20 protein-coding genes and 1 pseudogene are annotated in these 18,940 nt (G+C 59.7%); 14 read left to right on the top strand and 7 right to left on the bottom strand.

All coding sequences use genetic code 11. The features are described from left to right. Positions 1–132 precede the first annotated feature (132 nt). The gene (locus SB725_RS01480; protein WP_027926358.1) at positions 133–495 is read left to right on the top strand and encodes a cupin domain-containing protein; all 363 of its coding nucleotides are present in this window, start codon (positions 133–135) and stop codon (positions 493–495) included. A 71-nt stretch (positions 496–566) separates the two neighbouring features. Here SB725_RS01480 and rpmG read toward each other — a convergent pair whose 3' ends face one another. Next, the gene (gene rpmG, locus SB725_RS01475; protein ID WP_007894709.1) at positions 567–722 is read right to left on the bottom strand and encodes a 50S ribosomal protein L33; all 156 of its coding nucleotides are present in this window, start codon (positions 720–722) and stop codon (positions 567–569) included. Positions 723–733: 11 nt separating this feature from the next. Then, positions 734–967 carry a 50S ribosomal protein L28 gene (gene rpmB, locus SB725_RS01470; RefSeq protein ID WP_007894701.1) on the bottom strand — a complete coding sequence of 78 codons (234 nt, stop codon included), beginning with the start codon at positions 965–967 and terminating at the stop codon, positions 734–736. 446 nt (positions 968–1,413) lie between these two features. Between rpmB and SB725_RS01465 the strand changes: the two genes are divergently transcribed. Beyond that, on the top strand, positions 1,414–3,003 hold the full coding sequence (locus tag SB725_RS01465; protein WP_027926357.1) for an ABC transporter substrate-binding protein: 1,590 nt from the start codon (positions 1,414–1,416) through the stop codon (positions 3,001–3,003). Between the two features lie 132 nt (positions 3,004–3,135). Here the strand turns inward: SB725_RS01465 and radC are convergent, their stop codons facing one another. Then, complete coding sequence (gene radC / locus SB725_RS01460) at positions 3,136–3,810, bottom strand: RadC family protein (protein ID WP_027926356.1); 675 nt, start codon at positions 3,808–3,810, stop codon at positions 3,136–3,138. Between the two features lie 136 nt (positions 3,811–3,946). Here radC and coaBC point away from each other — a divergent pair, with 136 nt between their 5' ends. From coaBC to argB, 4 genes and pseudogenes are all read left to right on the top strand, one after another. Next, complete coding sequence (gene coaBC, locus SB725_RS01455) at positions 3,947–5,155, top strand: bifunctional phosphopantothenoylcysteine decarboxylase/phosphopantothenate--cysteine ligase CoaBC (protein WP_027926355.1); 1,209 nt, start codon at positions 3,947–3,949, stop codon at positions 5,153–5,155. A gap of 5 nt (positions 5,156–5,160) precedes the next feature. Continuing rightward, a complete protein-coding gene (gene dut, locus SB725_RS01450) occupies positions 5,161–5,616 on the top strand; it encodes a dUTP diphosphatase (protein ID WP_027926354.1) in 456 nt (151 codons plus the stop codon). Positions 5,617–5,888: 272 nt separating this feature from the next. Next, positions 5,889–7,265, top strand: a pseudogene (locus SB725_RS01445) (phosphomannomutase/phosphoglucomutase); the annotation flags it as partial. Positions 7,266–7,290: 25 nt separating this feature from the next. After that, on the top strand, positions 7,291–8,196 hold the full coding sequence (gene argB / locus SB725_RS01440; protein WP_027926352.1) for an acetylglutamate kinase: 906 nt from the start codon (positions 7,291–7,293) through the stop codon (positions 8,194–8,196). A gap of 203 nt (positions 8,197–8,399) precedes the next feature. On the opposite strand, the gene pyrE is transcribed toward argB, so the two are convergent. Then, positions 8,400–9,044, bottom strand: a complete 645-nt coding sequence (gene pyrE, locus SB725_RS01435; RefSeq protein ID WP_027926351.1) for an orotate phosphoribosyltransferase — start codon at positions 9,042–9,044, stop codon at positions 8,400–8,402. An 82-nt stretch (positions 9,045–9,126) separates the two neighbouring features. Here pyrE and SB725_RS01430 point away from each other — a divergent pair, with 82 nt between their 5' ends. Further along, positions 9,127–9,906 (top strand): exodeoxyribonuclease III, encoded by a 780-nt coding sequence (locus SB725_RS01430; protein WP_007934608.1) that lies wholly within the window; start codon positions 9,127–9,129, stop codon positions 9,904–9,906. 183 nt (positions 9,907–10,089) lie between these two features. On the opposite strand, the gene SB725_RS01425 is transcribed toward SB725_RS01430, so the two are convergent. Both SB725_RS01425 and rph read right to left on the bottom strand, forming a co-directional pair. Then, positions 10,090–10,458, bottom strand: a complete 369-nt coding sequence (locus SB725_RS01425) for a DUF4870 domain-containing protein (RefSeq protein ID WP_027926350.1) — start codon at positions 10,456–10,458, stop codon at positions 10,090–10,092. A gap of 29 nt (positions 10,459–10,487) precedes the next feature. Next, positions 10,488–11,210 (bottom strand): ribonuclease PH, encoded by a 723-nt coding sequence (gene rph, locus SB725_RS01420; RefSeq protein WP_010465211.1) that lies wholly within the window; start codon positions 11,208–11,210, stop codon positions 10,488–10,490. A 267-nt stretch (positions 11,211–11,477) separates the two neighbouring features. Between rph and SB725_RS01415 the strand changes: the two genes are divergently transcribed. From SB725_RS01415 to SB725_RS01390, 6 genes are all read left to right on the top strand, one after another. Beyond that, entirely contained in the window at positions 11,478–12,341 is an 864-nt protein-coding gene (locus tag SB725_RS01415; protein WP_027926349.1) for a YicC/YloC family endoribonuclease, read from the top strand. A gap of 12 nt (positions 12,342–12,353) precedes the next feature. Further along, positions 12,354–12,974 carry a guanylate kinase gene (gene gmk / locus SB725_RS01410; protein WP_410921186.1) on the top strand — a complete coding sequence of 207 codons (621 nt, stop codon included), beginning with the start codon at positions 12,354–12,356 and terminating at the stop codon, positions 12,972–12,974. Positions 12,975–13,141: 167 nt separating this feature from the next. After that, a complete protein-coding gene (rpoZ, locus tag SB725_RS01405; RefSeq protein WP_007894670.1) occupies positions 13,142–13,405 on the top strand; it encodes a DNA-directed RNA polymerase subunit omega in 264 nt (87 codons plus the stop codon). A 57-nt stretch (positions 13,406–13,462) separates the two neighbouring features. Beyond that, a complete protein-coding gene (gene spoT, locus SB725_RS01400; protein ID WP_027926347.1) occupies positions 13,463–15,568 on the top strand; it encodes a bifunctional GTP diphosphokinase/guanosine-3',5'-bis pyrophosphate 3'-pyrophosphohydrolase in 2,106 nt (701 codons plus the stop codon). A gap of 25 nt (positions 15,569–15,593) precedes the next feature. Continuing rightward, the gene (locus SB725_RS01395) at positions 15,594–15,974 is read left to right on the top strand and encodes a RidA family protein (protein ID WP_003229509.1); all 381 of its coding nucleotides are present in this window, start codon (positions 15,594–15,596) and stop codon (positions 15,972–15,974) included. 58 nt (positions 15,975–16,032) lie between these two features. Continuing rightward, positions 16,033–16,773 (top strand): hypothetical protein, encoded by a 741-nt coding sequence (locus SB725_RS01390; protein WP_027926346.1) that lies wholly within the window; start codon positions 16,033–16,035, stop codon positions 16,771–16,773. 151 nt (positions 16,774–16,924) lie between these two features. Here the strand turns inward: SB725_RS01390 and SB725_RS01385 are convergent, their stop codons facing one another. After that, positions 16,925–17,782 (bottom strand): SDR family oxidoreductase, encoded by an 858-nt coding sequence (locus SB725_RS01385; protein WP_059181953.1) that lies wholly within the window; start codon positions 17,780–17,782, stop codon positions 16,925–16,927. Positions 17,783–17,971: 189 nt separating this feature from the next. On the opposite strand from SB725_RS01385, the gene exbB reads away from it, so the two are divergent. Continuing rightward, the gene (gene exbB, locus SB725_RS01380; protein ID WP_410921184.1) at positions 17,972–18,940 is read left to right on the top strand and encodes a tonB-system energizer ExbB; all 969 of its coding nucleotides are present in this window, start codon (positions 17,972–17,974) and stop codon (positions 18,938–18,940) included.

The following is an 18,940-nucleotide window of genomic DNA, read 5'->3' as shown; positions in this document are numbered from 1 at the left end:
CAACTGCCACCCTAAACCAGCCACCCCTCATGTTTCAATATATTTGACATAAGGCCGGCAAACGGCCTTGCGATGTTCATTTTAATAAACATAGACTTTGGACTTTTCAGGCAATCACGGGAAATTACAACAATGAATATCCAGGATGTCGTCGACTTCAGCCAGGCCACGACCGCGCCCGAGCGCTATCGGCCGGACCCGGCGAAAGTCCTCAAGGGCGATCCCGAGCAAGCGGTGTACAACCATTACAACAGCCCGTGCGGGCAGTTGAATGCTGGTGTTTGGGAAGGCGAAGTCGGGCAATGGACGGTGAACTTCACCGAACACGAGTACTGCGAAATCGTTCAAGGGGTTTCGGTGCTGCGCGACAACGATGGCAACAGCAAAACCCTGCGCGCGGGTGACCGCTTCGTGATTCCTGCCGGCTTCCGGGGCACCTGGGAAGTACTGGAGCCGTGCCGCAAGATTTATGTGGCGTTTGAGCAGAAGGCTTGAGGCTTTCCTGAGGCAACAAAAAAGGCCCGTATCTCGCGATACGGGCCTTTTTCGTAAGAGAGAAAAATCAATTACTTGATTTTGCCTTCTTTGTAGATCACGTGCTTGCGAACAACCGGATCAAATTTCTTGATCTCGATTTTGTCCGGGGTAGTACGCTTGTTCTTGTCGGTAGTGTAGAAGTGACCAGTACCGGCGCTCGAAATCAAACGAATCAATTCACGCATGATTAGCTCCCTTAGATCTTGCCGGCTTTGCGGATTTCGGCCAGCACGACAGTGATGCCACGCTTGTCGATAATACGCATGCCTTTGGCAGATACGCGCAGACGCACGAAACGTTTCTCTTCTTCAACCCAGAAGCGGTGATGCTGCAGGTTCGGCAGGAAACGACGACGGGTTTTGTTGTTTGCGTGGGAAATGTTATTCCCAGTCACCGGACCCTTACCGGTAACTTGACATACTCTCGACATGCCTCAGCCCTCTAAAACCACATGCCCAACCCGGCATGGGTTGGCCGCTTAATCTCTCAGTCATTTGGCGCCAGGCGCCGCGTTTCTTTAGAGGTCTTACCGGCTACACCTACAGTGAAGGAACCGGGCCCCTAGAAAAGAGCGCTGCTTTATACCAGAAAGACTGAAGAGCAACAACATTCCGTGTGCACAGACTAAATAAAAACCCGGTTTTTCGGGCCACAAGCGCCTTGGATAAAGGCTATCGTTGCGAAAGACCGCTCGTCGCAGAGAATCGGCCAACCGGCCAACCCAGGGTTCTTCTCAGCCGGTGCGCACTGAAAACAATCGCACATACTCCCCTTAAAATGAAAAAGGGGATAGTCATTTGCAAAAGAGCCCACTAGGGTAAGCCTTTTCCAGACTGCACTTGCAGATGGGCCTTCGATCTGTAAAGGAATCCGACCATGCGCCTCGCTGCCCTACCCCTGTTGCTCGCCCCTCTCCTGCTGAGCCCACTGGCCCATGCCGCGGCGCTTAGCGTCTGCACCGAGGCCAGCCCCGAAGGGTTCGACGTGGTGCAATACAACTCGCTGACCACCACCAACGCCTCGGCCGACGTGCTGATGAACCGCCTGGTGGACTTCGACACGGCCAGCGGCAAAGTGGTCGCCAGCCTGGCGGACAGCTGGGAAGTCACGCCCGACGGCCTGACGTACGTGTTCAAACTGCATCCGCAGGTGAAATTCCACCGCACCGACTACTTCAGCCCGACGCGCGACCTGACCGCCGAAGACGTGATTTTTAGCTTCGAGCGCATGCTCGATCCGGCCAACCCGTGGCACAAGGTCGCCCAGAGCGGTTTCCCGCACGCGCAATCGATGCAATTGCCCACGCTGATCAAGAAGATCGACGCGCTGGACCCGTTGACCGTGCGTTTCACCCTCGATCACCCGGACTCGACGTTCCTGGCCACTCTGAGCATGGGCTTCGCCTCGATCTATTCCGCCGAGTACGCCGACAAGCTGATGAAGGCCGGCGCTGCAGAGAAGCTCAACAGCCAGCCCATCGGCACCGGCCCGTTCGTGTTCACGCGCTTTCAGAAAGACGCCTCGATTCGCTACAAGGCCAACCCGGACTACTTCGGCGGCAAGCCGTCGGTGGACCCGCTGATCTTCGCGATCACACCGGATGCCAACGTGCGACTGCAGAAATTGCGTCGTAATGAATGCCAGATCGCCCTGTCGCCCAAGCCACTGGACGTACAGGCCGCGCTGAAAGAGCCGACATTGAAAGTGGAAAAGACTGACGCCTTCATGACCGCATTTGTGGGCATCAACAGCCAGCATCCACCGCTGGACAAACCGGAAGTGCGCCAGGCGATCAACCTTGCGTTCGACAAGGCCAATTACATCAAAGCGGTGTTCGAGGACACCGCCGAGCCAGCCAATGGCCCGTACCCACCGAATACCTGGAGTTACGCCAAAGGCCTGCCGGGCTACCCGCACGACGTAGCGAAAGCCAAGGCCTTGATGGTCAAGGCCGGGCTGAAAGACGGTTTCCAGACCACCATCTGGACCCGTCCTTCCGGCAGTTTGCTGAACCCCAACCCAAGCCTTGGCGCGCAGTTGCTTCAATCCGACCTCGCGGAAATCGGCATTCAAGCCGAAATCCGGGTGATCGAATGGGGCGAACTGATCCGTCGCGCCAAGGCCGGCGAGCATGACCTTCTGTTTATGGGCTGGGCCGGCGACAACGGTGATCCGGACAACTTCCTCACGCCGCAGTTTTCCTGCGCAGCGGTCAAGTCCGGCACCAACTTCGCCCGTTATTGCAATCAGGACCTGGACAAGCTCATCAGCGCCGGCAAGACCACCGGCGAGCAAGGTGTGCGCACCAAGCTCTATGAACAGGCGCAGGCGCAGATCCAGCAGCAGGCGTTGTGGCTGCCACTGGCTCACCCGACGGCTTTCGCGTTGACGCGCAAAGAGGTGGGGGGTTACTCGGTCAGCCCGTTCGGTCGTCAGGACTATTCGAAGGTAGTCCTCAAGCCATAAGCACCCACACAAAATCTTTGGGAGCGCGCTTGCCCGCGATAGCGGACTTTCAGGCGACAACTGTTGAATGTGCCGACGTCATCGCGGGCAAGCCTGCTCCCACAGGGACTCACTTAGCGTCGAATCCCTCGCTCACATCCACCCATACTCAGCCATCGACAGCGGATCGCCGTCGCCGATGATGAAATGGTCGAGCACCCGCACATCAACCAGCTCCAGCGCCTCTTGCAGGCGTTTGGTCAGCAACCGATCAGCCTGACTCGGATCAGGATTGCCCGACGGATGGTTGTGGCACAGGATCAGAGCCGCGGCATTGTGCGCCAGAGCCCGTTTGACCACTTGCCGTGGATAGACGCTGGTATTGTCGATTGAGCCGCGAAACAGCGCTTCGAACGCCAGTACTCGGTGTTTGGAATCCAGAAACAGACAGCCAAACACCTCATGTGGCTCATGACGCAACATCGACTTGAGGTACTCACGCACGGCCAGCGGATTCTCAAGTACCGAGGTGTGACGCAACCGCTCGGCCAGATGCCTGCGCCCCATTTCCAGCACGGCCTGCAACTGCGCGTACTTTGCTGGGCCGAGTCCGAGCTCCCCACTGAAGGTGCGCAAATCCGCTTCCAGCAGTCTGCGCAGGCTGCCAAATTGACTCAACAGGTGTCGCGCCAGATCCACTGCGCTTTTACCGGATACACCGGTTCGTAGAAAAATCGCCAGCAACTCGGCGTCCGACAGTTTCGCCGAGCCATGCTCCAACAGCTTCTCCCGCGGCCGCTCCGCCGCCGGCCAATCACGAATACTCATAGCACCTTCCCTGTATGTGGGCGCCGCTGTTCCATAGCGGTCGCTGTGATATCGTAGCCCATCTTTTTTGCTGGCGATTTCATCCCTGGGGAGGGGGTCTCGCCATGCTGTCATCAACGAAATGAAAGGCAGACCTATGCAGCGGCTGTATCGGAAACGCATCGTTCTGGGCGTCGGCGGCGGCATTGCTGCCTACAAGAGCGCTGACCTGGTTCGCCGCCTGATCGACCAGGGCGCCGAAGTGCGCGTGGTCATGACCCGTGGCGGCAGCGAGTTCATCACCCCGCTGACCATGCAGGCCTTGTCCGGCCACCCCGTCCACCTCGACCTGCTGGACCCGGCGGCTGAAGCTGCCATGGGCCACATCGAGCTGGCCAAATGGGCCGACATGGTGCTGATCGCCCCTGCCACCGCGGACCTGATCGCCCGCCTGGCCCAAGGCATTGCCGACGATCTGCTGACCACGTTGGTGCTGGCCACTGACGCCGTGGTGGCCGTTGCTCCGGCGATGAACCAGGCCATGTGGCGCGACCCGGCAACCCAGGCCAACCTGCAAACCCTCGAAAGCCGCGACATCAAGGCCTTCGGCCCGGCCTCCGGCAGCCAGGCCTGTGGCGACGTCGGCCTGGGGCGCATGCTCGAAGCCGTCGAACTCGCCCAATGCGCGGCGGACTGCTTCCAGCGCAAAGCGTTGACCGGCAAACACGTGCTGATCACCGCCGGCCCGACCCAGGAAAACATCGATCCGGTGCGCTACATCACCAACCACAGCTCCGGAAAAATGGGCTTTGCCCTGGCCGAAGCCGCGGTAGAGGCCGGCGCCCGCGTGACCCTGATCACCGGTCCGGTGCACCTGCCAACACCGGATCGCGTGACGCGCATCGACGTGGTCAGTGCCCGCGACATGCTCGCCGCCTGCGAAGCTGCGATCCCTTGCGACCTGTTCATCGCCTCGGCAGCGGTCGCGGACTACCGCCCGGAAGTTGTCGCCCCACAGAAACTCAAGAAAGACCCTACGAACGGCGACGGCTTGTTGCTACAGATGGTGCGTAACCCGGACATCCTGGCCACCATCGCCACACGCCCTGACCGTCCGTTCAGTGTCGGTTTCGCCGCTGAAACCGAACACCTGCTCGACTACGCTGCGCGCAAGTTGAAAGACAAGAACCTCGATTTGATCGTTGCCAACGATGTCGCCAACCCGAGCATTGGCTTCAACAGCGAAGAAAACGCCTGCAGCGTGATCGACCGCGAGCTACACGCCACACTTTTCGCCCAGACCAGCAAGAGCAAGATTGCTCGCCAGCTGATCACTTTTATCGCCGAACGTCTGAACCAGGTTTAATTTACATGCACGCTTTGCAAGCCAAGATCCTCGACCCTCGCATCGGAACCGAATTCCCGCTGCCGCAATACGCCACCCCAGGCTCCGCCGGCCTCGACCTGCGCGCCATGCTGGAAAAAGACATCGTGATCAAGCCGGGTGAAACCGTGCTGATTCCGACCGGCCTGTCGGTCTACATCGGCGATCCGGGCCTGGCGGCACTGATTCTGCCGCGTTCTGGCCTGGGCCATAAGCACGGCATCGTGCTGGGCAACCTGGTCGGCTTGATCGACTCCGATTACCAGGGCCCGTTGATGGTGTCCTGCTGGAACCGTGGCCAGACCGAATTCACCATGGTCGTTGGCGAGCGCCTCGCTCAATTGGTGCTGGTGCCCGTGGTTCAAGCGCATTTCGAGATGGTTGAAGAGTTCGTCGAAACCCAGCGCGGCACGGGCGGTTTCGGACATTCCGGCAGCCATTGATCCGATAGAAAACCAGTGGGAGCGAGCTTGCTCGCTCCCACTGGTTTGGCACTGAATTACAACGTTCATCTGGAAGGTTTACCGCCGAAAATCAAGGCATTGGCCGTCCCAGGTTCCGCTACTCCCGGTGGCATGGCCTTTTCGCACCACGAACTCTCCGCGGAAAACGCCGTCATACCCTTCAGTTTGAGCCGGCCGATGCATTTGTCGCAGGCAGGTACAGCCACTTTCGAGATGGAGCATTCCTACAGATGAACACCCCCGCCCAAGTCGCCCCCAAGTTTCCCGACAGCATCTTCCGTGCGTACGACATTCGCGGCACCGTCCCGGAGTTCTTGAACGCTGAAACCGCTTACTGGCTCGGCCGCGCCATCGGCGCCCAAAGCCTGGCTCAGGACGAACCGAACGTTTCCGTGGGTCGCGACGGCCGCCTGTCCGGCCCGGAGCTGGTCGAACAACTGATCAAAGGCCTGGCCGATGCCGGTTGCCACGTCAGCGACGTCGGCCTGGTGCCGACGCCGGCGCTGTACTACGCCGCCAACGTATTGGCCGGCAAATCGGGCGTGATGCTCACCGGCAGCCACAACCCGTCGAATTACAACGGCTTCAAGATCGTCATCGCCGGCGACACCTTGGCCAACGAACAGATCCAGGCCCTGCACGACCGCCTCAAGACCCACAACCTGAGCAGCGGCAAGGGCAGCGTGACCAAGGTCGAGATCCTCGACCGCTACAACACCGAAATCGTCCAGGACATCAAACTGGCCCGTCGCCTAAAAGTCGTGGTCGACTGCGGCAACGGTGCGGCCGGCGTGATCGCCCCGCAGTTGATCGAAGCGCTGAACTGCGAAGTCATTCCGCTGTTCTGCGACGTCGACGGCAACTTCCCGAACCACCACCCGGACCCGGGCAAGCCTGAAAACCTTGTCGACCTGATCGCCAAGGTCAAGGAAACCAACGCCGACCTCGGCCTGGCCTTCGACGGCGACGGCGACCGCGTTGGCGTCGTGACCAACACCGGCAGCATCGTCTACCCGGACCGCCTGCTGATGCTGTTCGCCCGCGACGTGTTGGCGCGCAACCCGGACGCGGAGATCATCTTCGACGTCAAATGCACCCGCCGCCTGGTTCCGCTGATCAAGGAATATGGCGGTCGGCCGCTAATGTGGAAGACCGGTCACTCGTTGATCAAAAAGAAAATGAAACAATCCGGCGCGTTGCTGGCCGGCGAAATGAGCGGGCACATTTTCTTCAAGGAACGCTGGTTCGGCTTCGACGACGGCATTTACAGCGCCGCGCGTCTGCTGGAGATCCTCAGCAAAGAAAAATCCACCGCGGAAGAGCTGTTTGCGACCTTCCCGAACGATATTTCTACGCCGGAAATCAATATCCATGTGACCGAAGAGAGCAAATTCAGCATCATTGATGCACTGCACGATGCGAAGTGGGGCGAAGGCGCTGACCTGACCACCATCGACGGCGTGCGAGTCGACTACGCCAAAGGCTGGGGCCTGGTGCGCGCCTCCAACACCACACCGGTGCTGGTGCTGCGTTTCGAGGCCGATGATGAGGCTGAATTGCAGCGCATCAAGGACGTGTTCCACACCCAGCTGAAACGTGTTGCACCTGATCTCCAATTACCGTTTTGATTTAACGAAGCACCCGGAGCCCTGAATGACCCTCGAACGCGAAGCCGCCGCCAACACCGCCAAGGTCCTGTCCGAAGCGCTGCCTTACATTCGCCGCTATGTCGGCAAGACGCTGGTGATCAAATACGGCGGCAACGCGATGGAAAGCGAGGAGCTGAAAACCGGCTTCGCCCGCGACATCGTCTTGATGAAGGCCGTGGGCATCAACCCGGTCGTGGTTCACGGCGGCGGCCCGCAAATCGGCGACCTGCTCAAGCGCTTGTCGATCGAGAGCCATTTTGTCGACGGCATGCGCGTCACTGACGCCGCGACCATGGACGTGGTGGAAATGGTTCTCGGCGGTCAGGTCAACAAAAGCATCGTCAACCTGATCAACCGTCACGGCGGCAGCGCCATCGGCCTGACCGGTAAAGACGCCGGGCTGATTCGCGCGAAGAAACTGACCGTCACCCGCCAGACCCCGGAGATGACCCAACCGGAAATCATCGACATCGGTCAGGTGGGCGAAGTGGTCGGGATCAACACCGAGCTGCTGAACCTGTTAGTGAAAGGCAACTTCATTCCGGTGATCGCGCCAATCGGCGTTGGCGAGAACGGCGAGTCGTACAACATCAACGCCGACCTGGTGGCCGGTAAAGTCGCCGAGGCGCTGAAAGCCGAGAAGCTGATGCTGCTGACCAACATCGCTGGCCTGATGGACAAGTCGGGCACCGTGCTGACCGGCCTGACCACCCAGCAGGTCGACGAGCTGATCGCTGACGGCACGATCTACGGCGGCATGCTGCCGAAGATCCGTTGCGCGCTGGAAGCGGTTCAGGGCGGCGTCGGCAGCTCGTTGATCATTGATGGCCGGGTGCCGAATGCGATTCTGCTGGAAATCTTCACCGATACCGGTGTGGGTACGCTGATCAGTAATCGCAAGCGTCCTTAAGCGGCACATACAAAAAGACCCCGCTCAGCCAGGCTGAGCGGGGTCTTTTTTTGCCTGCGATCCCTGCGGCATATCATCTTTTGTGGCGAGGGAGCTTGCTCCCGCTTGAGTGCGCAGCACTCACAAAATTCTTGGGTCTGCTACGCAGCCCGGCGGGAGCAAGCTCCCTCGCCACAAAGGCTCGCCCCCACAAAGGGACGGGGTTACACGCCGAATTGGGCGCGGTAGGCTTCTACGGCAGGCAAATGCTGCTTGAGCTGCGGATCGTCAGCCAGGAACTCCAGCACCTGGTTCAGCGAAACGATGCTGATCACCGGAATCCCGAAATCACGCTCCACTTCCTGAATCGCCGACAACTCACCGTTGCCACGCTCCTGACGGTTCAGGGCGATCAGCACGCCCTTGGCCTTGGCGCCATCCTGGGAAGCGATGATCTGCATCACTTCACGAATCGCGGTGCCGGCGGTGATCACGTCGTCGATGATCAGCACGTCGCCGGTCAGCGGTGCGCCGACCAGGCTGCCGCCTTCGCCGTGGGCCTTGGCCTCTTTGCGGTTGAAGCACCATGGCAGGTCACGGTCATGGTGTTCAGCCAGGGCCACTGCCGTGGTTGCCGCCAACGGGATGCCTTTGTAGGCCGGGCCAAACAGTACGTCGAACGAAATACCGCTCTCGACGATGGCTGCCGCGTAGAAACGACCCAGCTGCGCAAGGGCCGAACCCGTGTTGAACAGGCCAGCGTTGAAGAAGTAAGGACTGGTGCGCCCGGACTTCAGGGTGAACTCACCGAAGCGCAAAACGCCGCGATCGATGGCAAAACGAATGAAATCGCGCTGATACGCTTGCATGAAAAAAACCCCAAATACCACGGATTTAGCTAATTAGGTTGACGCCGTGTATCATACACGCACGCGATTTTTGGGGCCATTTATGCGGATCATCAGTGTGAACGTCAATGGTATTCAGGCTGCAGTCGAGCGTGGTTTGCTCAGTTGGCTGCAAGCACAGAATGCCGACGTCATCTGCCTGCAGGACACCCGCGCCTCCGCCTTTGAACTGGACGATCCAGCCTTCCAACTGGATGGCTACTTCCTTTATGCCTGCGAAGCCGAAGTTCCTGCCCAGGGTGGCGTGGCTTTGTATTCGCGGTTGCAACCGAAGGCAGTCATCAGCGGTCTCGGCTTCGAGACGGCCGACCGCTACGGGCGTTACCTGCAAGCCGATTTCGACAAGGTCAGCATCGCGACCTTGCTGCTCCCTTCGGGGCAGAATGGCGATGAAGACTTGAACCAGAAGTTCAAGCTAATGGACGACTTCGCCCGTTATCTGGATAAACAGCGACGCAAACGTCGCGAGTACATTTACTGTGGCTCGCTGTACGTGGCGCAACAGAAGCTGGATATCAAGAACTGGCGCGACAGCCAGCAATCCCCGGGCTTCCTGGCACCTGAACGTGCCTGGATGGACGAGATTGTCGGCAACATGGGGTATGTTGATGCCCTGCGTGAAGTCAGCCGTGAAGGCGACCAGTACAGCTGGTGGCCGGACAACGAACAGGCGGAGATGCTCAACCTGGGCTGGCGTTTCGACTACCAGTTGCTGACCCCGGGCCTGCGCCGCTTTGTTCGTAGCGCGCGCCTGCCACGTCAGCCACGGTTCTCGCAGCATGCACCGCTGATCGTGGACTACGACTGGACGCTGACTATCTAAGCGTGAATTCGCAGATGCAAAAAAGCCGACATCACTGTCGGCTTTTTTGTGCGCGCTGATTTTTGGCTTTTTCTGTAGGAGTGAGCCTGCTCGCGATAGCGGCGTGTCAGGCGACATGAACTCTGATGTCAGACCGCAATCGCGAGCAGGCTCACTCCCACAGGGGAAAATCAGCGCTGGTCGTTATTTGATCAACCGCCAGGTGAATGGGTAACGGTAAGGGAACCCTTCGTTAGCCTTCACGCCCGCAATGATTGTCAGCACCAACGCGCCAATCGCCACCAGACCGAACATGAAGAACCCGATAATCACCACCATCAGCAAAAAGCAGATGGCCGAGGCAATGGCGACGGTGATCTGAAAGTTCAGCGCCTCCTTGCCCTGTGCATCGACAAACGGGTCCATCTCACGCTTCATCTGCCAGAGAATCAGCGGGCCGATCAACGTGCCAAACGGAATCCAGATCCCCAGCAAGGCGGACAAGTGACAAAACATCGCCCACTGTCGAGCCTCTTTGCTCGGGATGGGAAGCAGCTCTTGCTCATCACTCATAACGTCCTCCTTGGTTGAAGCGGGTCCGATCAGTCGGCCAGTGCAGCTTTTTGCAGCTCGAAGATTTCAGTCATGCCTTTCTTCGCCAGTTCCAGCATAGCGTTCAGCTCTTCAGGCTGGAACGGTGCGCCTTCGGCAGTGCCCTGAACTTCAATGAAACCGCCAGTGCTGGTCATCACCACGTTCAGGTCGGTCTCGGCAGCCGAGTCTTCCAGATAGTCGAGGTCGAGCACAGGTTCGCCCTGGTACATGCCCACGGAAACGGCCGCGATCATTTGCTTCAACGGGTCGCCGCCTTTCAGGCCGCCGCGTTTCTTGATCACTTTCAAGGCATCGACCAGTGCAACCATGGCGCCGGTGATGGACGCGGTGCGAGTGCCACCGTCAGCCTGGATCACGTCGCAGTCGACGTACAGGGTCACATCGCCCAGCTTGGACATGTCCAGCGAAGCGCGCAGGGAACGACCGATCAGACGCTGGATTTCCAGGGTACGGCCGCCTTGCTTGCCACGGCTCGCTTCACGCTGGTTACGCTCGCCAGTGGCGCGCGGCAGCATGCCGTATTCGGCGGTCAACCAGCCCTGGCCCTGGCCTTTGAGGAAACGCGGCACGCCGTTTTCGACGCTGACGGTGCAGATGACTTTGGTATCACCGAACTCGACCAGCACAGAACCCTCGGCGTGTTTGGTGTAGTTGCGGGTAATGCGGATCGAGCGGAGCTGATCGGCAGCGCGACCACTTGGACGTTTCATAGGGAATACCTGTACGGGGGACGGAAAACTGCGGAGCATTATAGAGCGGCAGGCCACGAGTGGGCACTTCTAAAAAATCCGCCCGACGACCGAAGGCCCTGAACAGCGCTTTACCGACGGCCTGCAGCCCTTTGTCACACCGTGTGTTTGGGCGCATCTGCCCCACTGCGCTACAATCCTGCGCCTTTGCTGCCTGTCGGCTTTAATTCACAGATATCGGGTCCGCGAAACCTTTGGTAACGCAAACCCGACTTGCGAGGTACCTCCATGGTGCACAGCATGACCGCCTTCGCCCGCGTAGAAAAAGCCGGCACCCAAGGCACCCTGAGCTGGGAACTGCGCTCGGTCAACAGCCGCTACCTGGAGCCGCACTTGCGCCTGCCGGAATCCTTTCGGGATCTCGAAGGCGCGGTCCGCGAGGCCCTGCGTCAAGGCATCTCCCGGGGCAAGCTTGAATGCACCCTGCGCTTCACCGAAGAAAACACCGACAAACCACTGCAAGTGGACCGCGAGCGCGCCGCGCAATTGGTCGCCGCTGCCGAGACGATTGCCAGCCTGATCAAGAACCCTGCGGCGCTCAACCCGCTGGAAGTGCTGGCGTGGCCTGGCGTGCTGGTAGGCGACGCCACCGACCCGCAAGCCTTGAATGCCGAAGCATTGGCGCTGTTCAACGAAGGCCTGAAAGAACTCAAGGCCGGTCGCGAGCGCGAAGGCGCGGAGTTGGCGCGGTTGATCAACGATCGCCTGACCTCCATTGAGGAAGACGTCGTCACCCTGCGCGAACTGGTCCCGCAGATGCTCGCCACCCAGCGCCAGAAAGTCCTCGACCGCTTCGCCGACATGAAGGCCGACCTCGACCCGCAGCGTCTGGAGCAGGAAATGGTCATGCTCGCGCAAAAGAGCGACGTCGCCGAAGAACTGGATCGCCTGAGCACTCACATCATCGAAGTTCGCCGGGTGCTCAAATCCGGCGGCGCTGCTGGTCGGCGCCTGGACTTCCTGATGCAGGAGCTCAACCGCGAAGCCAACACACTGGGCTCCAAAGCCTTCGACCCGCGCAGCACCCAAGCGGCGGTCAACCTCAAAGTGTTGATCGAGCAGATGCGCGAACAAGTGCAGAATATTGAGTAAGGCAAACCCGACATGACCCACAGCACCGGCACCCTGTACATCATTTCCGCCCCTTCGGGCGCGGGCAAGAGCACCCTGGTCAAGGCTCTGACCGACACCAACCCGGAGATTCGCGTATCGATTTCCCACACCACCCGCGCCATGCGTCCGGGTGAAGTGGACGGCGTGAACTATCACTTCGTGACCCGCGAAGCCTTTGTGAAAATGGGCGAGCACGGTGATTTCCTGGAGCGCGCCGAAGTATTCGGCAACTTCTACGGCACCTCGCAAAGCCATCTGCAGCAGACGCTGGACGAAGGCCATGACCTGATTCTGGAAATCGACTGGCAAGGCGCAGAACAAGTGCGCAAGCTGATGCCCCAGGCGCGCTCGATCTTCATTCTGCCGCCATCGCTGCAAGCCTTGCACCAGCGCCTGACCAACCGTGGCCAAGACAGCGACGAGATCATTGCCGGCCGGATGCGCGAAGCCGTCAACGAAATGAGCCACTATGTCGAGTACGACTACCTGATCATCAATGACGATTTCTCCCACGCGCTGGATGACCTGAAGGCGATTTTCCGTGCCAATCAATTGCAACAGAAGCGCCAACAGGTGCGTTTCGGCATGCTGCTGGCTGAATTGCTCGGCTAAACAGCACTTCCCAAAACCGCTGCAAGGGCTTTACATTGGTACTTGCAGCGCGTTGAAGGGCTTGGTCAAAAAATCAGCGCTTCCCTAATCGCTGGTGATTTTTTAAACTGTTCAGTCCGCTCGCCCACCCGGGCAGCGCGCATATTGCATTCGCTCCGAGGAATACCATGGCCCGCGTAACCGTTGAAGACTGCCTGAACCACGTGGAAAACCGTTTTGAACTGGTCATGCTGTCCACCAAGCGTGCCCGTCAACTGGCCACCGGCGGCAAAGAGCCACTGGTACAGTGGGAAAACGACAAGCCTACCGTTGTAGCGCTGCGTGAAATCGCTGAAGGCCTGATGAGCTACGAGTTCATCGCCAACGCTGAAATCGTCGAAGACGAACCGCTGTTCGCAGCGTTCGAGGACGAGTCCAACGAGGCCGTCTAAGCCTATGCCTGGTCGACGTAGCACGGCGCGGGGTCACAGCGAACGGCAGGAGTTATCATGCCGAGCATAGACGCCCTCGCCGATCGCTTATCGACCTACCTCGGCAAGGACCAGGTCAACCTGGTTCGCCGAGCGTACTTCTACGCCGAACAAGCTCACGACGGTCAACGCCGCCGTAGCGGTGAGGCGTACGTCACGCACCCTCTTGCCGTGGCGAATATTCTTGCCGACATGCACATGGACCATCAGAGCCTGATGGCTGCGATGCTGCATGACGTGATCGAAGACACCGGTATTGCCAAAGAAGCGCTGCAAGCGCAGTTCGGTGAAACCGTGGCCGAACTGGTCGACGGGGTCAGCAAACTGACCCAGATGAACTTCGAGACCAAAGCCGAAGCCCAGGCCGAAAACTTCCAGAAAATGGCCATGGCCATGGCGCGCGACATTCGCGTGATCCTGGTCAAGCTCGCCGACCGCCTGCACAACATGCGCACGCTGGAAGTCCTGTCCGGTGAAAAGCGCCGGCGGATCGCCAAGGAAACCCTGGAAATCTATGCGCCCATTGCCAACCGGCTGGGCATGCACGCCATCCGCATAGAATTCGAAGACCTCGGCTTCAAGGCCATGCACCCGATGCGTTCCGCGCGGATCAACCAGGCCGTCAAGCGCGCCCGGGGCAACCGCAAGGAAATCGTCAACAAGATCGAAGAGTCCCTCAGCCACTGCCTGGCCGTCGACGGCATTCAGGGCGAGGTCAGCGGTCGCCAGAAACACCTCTACGGCATCTACAAGAAAATGCGCGGCAAGCGTCGGGCCTTCAACGAGATCATGGACGTCTATGCGTTCAGGATCATCGTCGACAAGGTCGACACCTGCTACCGCGTGCTGGGTGCTGTGCATAATTTGTACAAGCCGTTGCCGGGTCGCTTCAAGGACTACATCGCGATCCCCAAGGCCAACGGCTATCAGTCGTTGCACACCACGTTGTTCGGCATGCACGGCGTTCCGATCGAGATCCAGATCCGCACCCGTGAAATGGAAGAGATGGCCAACAACGGCATCGCCGCCCACTGGCTGTACAAATCCAGCGGCGACGAGCAGCCAAAAGGCACGCATGCCCGCGCCCGCCAGTGGGTCAAAGGCGTGCTGGAAATGCAGCAACGCGCCGGCAACTCGCTGGAATTCATCGAAAGCGTGAAGATCGACCTGTTCCCGGACGAGGTCTACGTGTTCACGCCCAAAGGCCGGATCATGGAGCTGCCCAAAGGCTCCACGGCGGTCGACTTCGCTTACGCGGTGCACACCGACGTGGGCAACAGCTGCATCGCCTGCCGGATCAATCGTCGTCTCGCACCGCTGTCCGAACCGCTGCAAAGCGGCTCCACGGTCGAGATCGTCAGCGCTCCCGGTGCGCGGCCGAACCCGGCGTGGCTCAACTTCGTGGTCACTGGCAAGGCGCGGACACACATCCGCCATGCACTGAAACTGCAACGCCGCTCCGAATCCATCAGCCTCGGCGAACGCCTGCTGAACAAGGTGCTGAACGGCTTCGACAGTTCGCTGGAAAAAATCCAGCCAGAGCGTGTTACGGCGATGCTTGCCGAGTACCGCCTCGAACTGATCGAAGACCTGCTGGAAGACATCGGCCTGGGCAATCGCATGGCGTACGTGGTCGCCCGCCGCCTGCTTGGCGAAGGCGAACAGTTGCCAAGCCCGGAAGGCCCGCTGGCGATTCGCGGCACCGAAGGTCTGGTCCTCAGTTACGCCAAGTGCTGCACGCCGATCCCGGGCGACCCGATTGTCGGCCACCTGTCCGCAGGCAAAGGCATGGTGGTGCACCTGGACAACTGCCGCAATATCAGCGAAATCCGCCACAACCCGGAAAAATGCATCCAGCTCTCGTGGGCCAAGGATGTCACCGGCGAATTCAACGTCGAGCTGCGCGTCGAGCTGGAACATCAGCGCGGCCTGATCGCCCTGCTGGCCAGCAGCGTCAACGCGGCCGACGGCAATATCGAAAAAATCAGCATGGACGAACGCGATGGTCGCATCAGCGTGGTCCAACTGGTGGTCAGCGTGCACGACCGCGTGCACCTGGCTCGCGTGATCAAGAAACTGCGTGCCTTGACCGGGGTGATTCGCATCACCCGCATGCGTGCGTAAAGCCCACTCTTACAAGGAGTCATTCATGACCAAGACTGTTATCACCAGCGACAAGGCCCCGGCTGCCATCGGTACTTACTCCCAGGCGATCAAGGCTGGCAACACTGTTTACATGTCGGGTCAGATTCCTCTGGACCCAAAAACCATGGAACTGGTTGAAGGCTTCGAAGCCCAGACTGTCCAGGTGTTCGAGAACCTCAAAGCCGTGGCCGAAGCGGCCGGTGGCTCGTTCAAAGACATCGTCAAACTGAACATCTTCCTCACCGACCTGAGCCACTTCGCCAAGGTCAACGAGATCATGGGCAAGTACTTTGACCAGCCTTACCCTGCCCGCGCCGCCATCGGCGTGGCTGCCCTGCCAAAGGGTTCGCAGGTTGAGATGGATGCCATTCTGGTCATCGAGTAATGCGTCCGGCGCAGCCCTCTTAAAGGCTGCGCCGATCTTGTCTTGAAAGGATTCCACCATGCGCCATGCGCTAGCCCTCTCGCTGGTCGCCCTACTCTTGGGCGGTTGTGCCAGCAACCCTGCCGATCGTGACATCAGCGGCACCTGGATCAATCAGGTGGCGATTGACACTGCAGCCAAAGGCGCTCCCCTGCGCGAAGCGCTCCAGGCCTATGGCCCGAATCTGGAATGGGACGTCAACACCAAGGCCGGTCAGGCCCGCTATACCAACGGTTTTGAAAATGTCGACGGCAAGCTGCTGGGCGAAGAGTCCGGCGCCTGGAAGATCGAGTTTTACGGCAGTTCCGGCAGTGAGCTGAAACGCGACGGCAAGCAACTGCGCCAGGCGGCACTCGATAACGAACCTGCCCAGGTTTTCGACCGCGCGCAGATCCAGGTACCGGAAGGTGCGCCGGTGGGTGCGACCTTCGAACGTGCGCTGTATACGGCGTACATGGGTGGCAACTGGAATATTGTCAGCGGTCAGGGCGAAGGCAATACCGTGCAATTCCAGGCTGATGGCCAGGTGGCCGGCCTGCCCGGCGCAGACCGCTATGCCTTGTGCCTGGCGGGCGATTGCGCGTCGATGAGCGGCGGCAACGACAACATGTGGCTGCAGCTGAACGGCCAAGGCAACACCTGGATCTTTGCGCGCAAGGGCAAGGAGCTGGAAATCTTCCAGGCGGTGAACACCGCACAGGCTGACGAAATGCCGCAGTTCACCCCGGGCGACCGCAAATGGTTGCTGGAAAAGCAGTAACCCGATCTCAGCTACAACGAAGATCAAATGTGGGAGCGACGGTGCGACCTGCTCGCGATAGCGGTTTAACAGCCAACAGAAATGTTGAATGTTATGGCCCCTTCGCGAACAGGTCGCACCGTCGCTCCCACAGTTTTGTGGCCACTGGGAGTCAGCTGCGGCCTTCGAGAATGGCGGCATAACCTTCGCGATAGCTTGGGTACTTCGGTGTCCAACCCAAAGCCTTGGCCCGCGCATTACTGCAACGCTTGCTGCCCGTGCGCCGCACGCTCGAGTCTTCATCCCACTCCGTCACGCCCAGATACTCGCGCAACCAGCCCACCACTTCGGCCAACGGTGCAGGCGCATCGTCGACGCCGATATAAATGTCATCCAGCGCCACACCACGACGATCCGCTTCCAGCAAATACGCCATCAACCCCGCCGCATCGTCGGCGTGAATACGGTTGGCGTACAACGGCGGATCGACTGCCACGCGATAACCGCGACGAACCTGTGTCAGCAGCCATTCGCGGCCCGGCCCGTAGATGCCGGTCAAGCGCAGAATGCTCGCCGGGATGCCGCTTTGCAGTGCCACCCGCTCAGCCTCCAGCATCAAACGACCTGAATAGCCGGTGGCAATGGTCGGCGAAGTCTCATCGACCCATTCACCCTCCTGCTGGCCATACACACTGCTGCTGGACACAAACAGCAGTCGCTCTGGCACTTGGCCGTAGTCGCTCAGCCACTCCAGCACATGCTCCAAGCCCTGCACATACGCAGCGCGATAACCGGCTTCATCGTGATCGGTAGCCGCCGCGCAATACACCAGGTAATCCACCGCACCGATAGGCCAGGTCTCGGGACAGTCCTCTTTGAACAAGTCGCCGGCAACGCCAATGACGCCCTCGGGCAGGCGTGAAACGTCACGTCTCAGGCCATGGACCTCCCACCCGCCAGCCACCAATTGCGTGGCCAGGCGACTGCCGACATCACCGCAACCGGCGATCAAAACTGAGGGTGTGGACATCGAAAAACTCCTATCGGAAAGCCGCAGACTAGCGCCGACACAAGACGAGCGGCTAGTAATGCAGGAAAAAAAGAGACTCTATTACTTTTGTTAACAAGAATTAATTGCAATAATGCACGCCACTTTTGTTCTCGGCCTCGCGAGGCCTGGAAGAACATTAACCGTCTTTTTCTCTCAGGTCCGGCCAGCATGACACGCAATCAATTCTCCGCTTCGCCAACCAAACGACCTCGCGCCTGGAGCGCAGTGGCCGCTCTGCTGCTGAGCCTGATGCTCGCGCCGACCGCCGCATTCGCTGACGCACAAGCACCTGCCGAGCCGGCTGCCGCCGCGACTCCTGCACCCGCCGATCACGCCCCCCCTGTCGCCGCGCCAGCCGCGACCGATCCGGCTCAGGCGGTTGACGCTGCGGACGTTCCTGAAGTGCTCGAAGCCGACAACTCCCTGGGCATGGCCCACGACCTGTCGCCGTGGGGGATGTACCAGAACGCCGATATTATCGTGAAAATCGTGATGATCGGTCTGGCCATTGCTTCGATCATCACCTGGACCATCTGGATCGCCAAGGGCCTTGAACTGATGGGCGCCAAGCGTCGTCTGCGCAGCGAAATCGTCCACCTGAAAAAAGCCACCACCCTTAAAGAAGCCAGCGCGACCGCTACCAAGGCAGGCACCCTCGCCAACCTGTTGGTGCATGACGCCCTGGAAGAGATGCGCCTGTCGGTCAACAGCCGCGAAAAAGAAGGCATCAAGGAACGTGTTGCCTTCCGTCTCGAGCGCCTGGTAGCGGCGTGCGGTCGCAACATGAGCAGCGGCACCGGCGTCCTCGCCACCATCGGTTCCACCGCGCCGTTCGTGGGTCTGTTCGGCACCGTGTGGGGCATCATGAACAGCTTCATCGGCATCGCCAAAACCCAGACCACCAACCTCGCTGTCGTGGCGCCCGGTATCGCCGAAGCCCTGCTGGCGACCGCGCTGGGTCTGGTGGCAGCGATCCCGGCCGTGGTGATCTATAACGTCTTCGCCCGCTCCATTGCCGGTTACAAGGCTCAAGTGTCCGACGCTTCGGCTGAAGTCCTGCTGCTGGTCAGCCGTGACCTCGATCACCTGCCGACCACCGAGCGCTCCACGCAACCGCACATGGTCAAAGTAGGGTAA

Source organism: Pseudomonas sp. SIMBA_041, assembly GCF_046535095.1.
In the GTDB taxonomy this organism is placed as follows: Bacteria; Pseudomonadota; Gammaproteobacteria; order Pseudomonadales; family Pseudomonadaceae; genus Aquipseudomonas; species Aquipseudomonas mucoides.
The sequence above is the reverse complement of the archived record's forward strand: the minus strand, read 5'-3'. Positions and strand labels throughout refer to the sequence as shown.

Bases quoted from the DNA above. Each gene is read 5' to 3' on its own strand.
- SB725_RS01480 (WP_027926358.1), top strand. From the start codon at position 133: ATGAATATCCAGGATGTCGTCGACTTCAGCCAGGCCACGACCGCGCCC.
- rpmG (WP_007894709.1), bottom strand. From the start codon at position 722: ATGCGTGAATTGATTCGTTTGATTTCGAGCGCCGGTACTGGTCACTTC.
- rpmB (WP_007894701.1), bottom strand. From the start codon at position 967: ATGTCGAGAGTATGTCAAGTTACCGGTAAGGGTCCGGTGACTGGGAAT.
- SB725_RS01465 (WP_027926357.1), top strand. From the start codon at position 1,414: ATGCGCCTCGCTGCCCTACCCCTGTTGCTCGCCCCTCTCCTGCTGAGC.
- radC (WP_027926356.1), bottom strand. From the start codon at position 3,810: ATGAGTATTCGTGATTGGCCGGCGGCGGAGCGGCCGCGGGAGAAGCTG.
- coaBC (WP_027926355.1), top strand. From the start codon at position 3,947: ATGCAGCGGCTGTATCGGAAACGCATCGTTCTGGGCGTCGGCGGCGGC.
- dut (WP_027926354.1), top strand. From the start codon at position 5,161: ATGCACGCTTTGCAAGCCAAGATCCTCGACCCTCGCATCGGAACCGAA.
- argB (WP_027926352.1), top strand. From the start codon at position 7,291: ATGACCCTCGAACGCGAAGCCGCCGCCAACACCGCCAAGGTCCTGTCC.
- pyrE (WP_027926351.1), bottom strand. From the start codon at position 9,044: ATGCAAGCGTATCAGCGCGATTTCATTCGTTTTGCCATCGATCGCGGC.
- SB725_RS01430 (WP_007934608.1), top strand. From the start codon at position 9,127: ATGCGGATCATCAGTGTGAACGTCAATGGTATTCAGGCTGCAGTCGAG.
- SB725_RS01425 (WP_027926350.1), bottom strand. From the start codon at position 10,458: ATGAGTGATGAGCAAGAGCTGCTTCCCATCCCGAGCAAAGAGGCTCGA.
- rph (WP_010465211.1), bottom strand. From the start codon at position 11,210: ATGAAACGTCCAAGTGGTCGCGCTGCCGATCAGCTCCGCTCGATCCGC.
- SB725_RS01415 (WP_027926349.1), top strand. From the start codon at position 11,478: ATGGTGCACAGCATGACCGCCTTCGCCCGCGTAGAAAAAGCCGGCACC.
- gmk (WP_410921186.1), top strand. From the start codon at position 12,354: ATGACCCACAGCACCGGCACCCTGTACATCATTTCCGCCCCTTCGGGC.
- rpoZ (WP_007894670.1), top strand. From the start codon at position 13,142: ATGGCCCGCGTAACCGTTGAAGACTGCCTGAACCACGTGGAAAACCGT.
- spoT (WP_027926347.1), top strand. From the start codon at position 13,463: ATGCCGAGCATAGACGCCCTCGCCGATCGCTTATCGACCTACCTCGGC.
- SB725_RS01395 (WP_003229509.1), top strand. From the start codon at position 15,594: ATGACCAAGACTGTTATCACCAGCGACAAGGCCCCGGCTGCCATCGGT.
- SB725_RS01390 (WP_027926346.1), top strand. From the start codon at position 16,033: ATGCGCCATGCGCTAGCCCTCTCGCTGGTCGCCCTACTCTTGGGCGGT.
- SB725_RS01385 (WP_059181953.1), bottom strand. From the start codon at position 17,782: ATGTCCACACCCTCAGTTTTGATCGCCGGTTGCGGTGATGTCGGCAGT.
- exbB (WP_410921184.1), top strand. From the start codon at position 17,972: ATGACACGCAATCAATTCTCCGCTTCGCCAACCAAACGACCTCGCGCC.